A 1,549-nucleotide genomic window follows, 5' to 3' on the forward strand; every position below is an offset into this window, starting at 1 on the left:
CACTTTCGACAGTAACTCTGCGATGCGATCCATATCAGGAGCGGGCTCGCCCGCGAAGCCCCCGCCAAACCCCGAAAAGCCACCAAACCTACCCAACCAACGGAACAACCGCCCGCCGCAACCCCTCATCCACACTCACCGGCGGCTCCCAGCCGAGCGTCTCGCGCGTGTGCGAAATATCCACCTGCAGCGAATCCAGCAGCCGCCGCGCCATCTCGCCGCGCCCCACCGCACGCGCCGCGGCACGCAAGAGCACCGGCGGCACCGGCAGCAGCCGCGCGCGCCGATCCATCGCCGCCGCCACCCGGCGCAGCAGATCGGTGGTGGAGAGATCCTCCCCGTCCCCGGCCAGGAACACCCGGTTCGCCGCCGCCGGATGCTCCAGGCAGGTCACCAGCAGATCCACCAGGTTATCCAGCCCCACCAGCGAGCGCCGATTCCGCGTCACCGCGCCCAGCGGCAGCGGCACGCCCTTGCCCACCCAGCGCGCCATGCGCGCAAAATTGCCACCGGCGCCCGGCCCGTACACCAACGGCGGCCGAACCGCCACGATCTCCATCCCCGTCTCGCGCCCCAGCGCAAACAGCGCCGCCTCCGCCTCCGCCTTGGAGACGCCGTAAGGGTCCTCCGGCGCCGGCGCATCCACCGCGCAAAACGCACTGCCGGGCGCAGTCTGCTCCCCGTTCACCTTGATGGAGCTGACAAACACAAACCGCCGCACACCCGCCTGCGCCGCCTGCCGCGCCAGTGCCAGCGTGCCCTCCACATTGGCGCGTCGATACTCCGCCAGCGGATCGGCCGCGTCCTCGTCCATCACATGCACGCGGGCCGCCGCATGCACCACGGCCTCCACACCCTGCAGCGCGCTGCTCCAGTCCGCTTCCGGGCCAAGTGATGGCGTTACCGCCAGCTCGGCACCCGCCGGCACCGAGACGCTGCGCCGACACCCCGCGACCGGCACCAAGCGGCCCTCAGCCACCAGCCTCTGCACCACGGCGCCGCCCACGAAGCCCGTCGCTCCTGTTACCAGAACCCGCTGCGTCATCCGCCATGGCCTCCATGCAAACGCCCGTAAATCTCCAGGTGGGCATCGACCACCTTCCCGATCGCGAACTCCCGCTCCGCCAGCGCCCGCCCGGCACGCCCCATGGCCTGCCGCCTTTCCGGATCTTCCACAAGCGCCTGCAGCGCATCGGCCAGCGCCTGGGCATCACGCACCGGCACCAGCACCCCGGTCTCGCCGTCCTCGATGGCATCGCGGCAGCCGGGCACATCCGTGGTGACCACCGCCCGGCCACAGGCCGCCGCTTCGATCAGCACCTTCGGCAGCCCTTCTCGATAGGACGGAAGCACCACCACATGACTCTCACGGAAGATCCGGGCTATGTCTCGCCGGAAACCGAGGAACTCCGCAACACCCTCTGCCCTCCACCGATCCACGTCCTCCGCGCTGACCGACGACGGATTACCCGGATCGGGGTCGCCCACGACCAGGAACCTGGCCTGGACTCCCCGCGCAACCACCAGCCGGGCGGCCTCGATGAACTCC

General features: G+C 70.1%; 2 protein-coding genes. Both read right to left on the minus strand.

The genetic code is table 11. The annotated features are described in order from the left end of the window. Window positions 1-88: 88 nt before the first annotated feature. Window positions 89-1,045 (minus strand): NAD-dependent epimerase/dehydratase family protein, encoded by a 957-nt coding sequence (locus tag B1A74_RS13995; RefSeq protein ID WP_077244986.1) that lies wholly within the window; start codon window positions 1,043-1,045, stop codon window positions 89-91. Further along, on the minus strand, window positions 1,042-1,549 hold a 508-nt coding region (locus tag B1A74_RS14000; protein ID WP_143592276.1), incomplete at its 5' end, for a glycosyltransferase. The genes B1A74_RS14000 and B1A74_RS13995, both read right to left, overlap by 4 nt.

Source organism: Thioalkalivibrio halophilus, from assembly GCF_001995255.1.
In the GTDB taxonomy this organism is placed as follows: domain Bacteria; phylum Pseudomonadota; class Gammaproteobacteria; order Ectothiorhodospirales; family Ectothiorhodospiraceae; genus Thioalkalivibrio; species Thioalkalivibrio halophilus.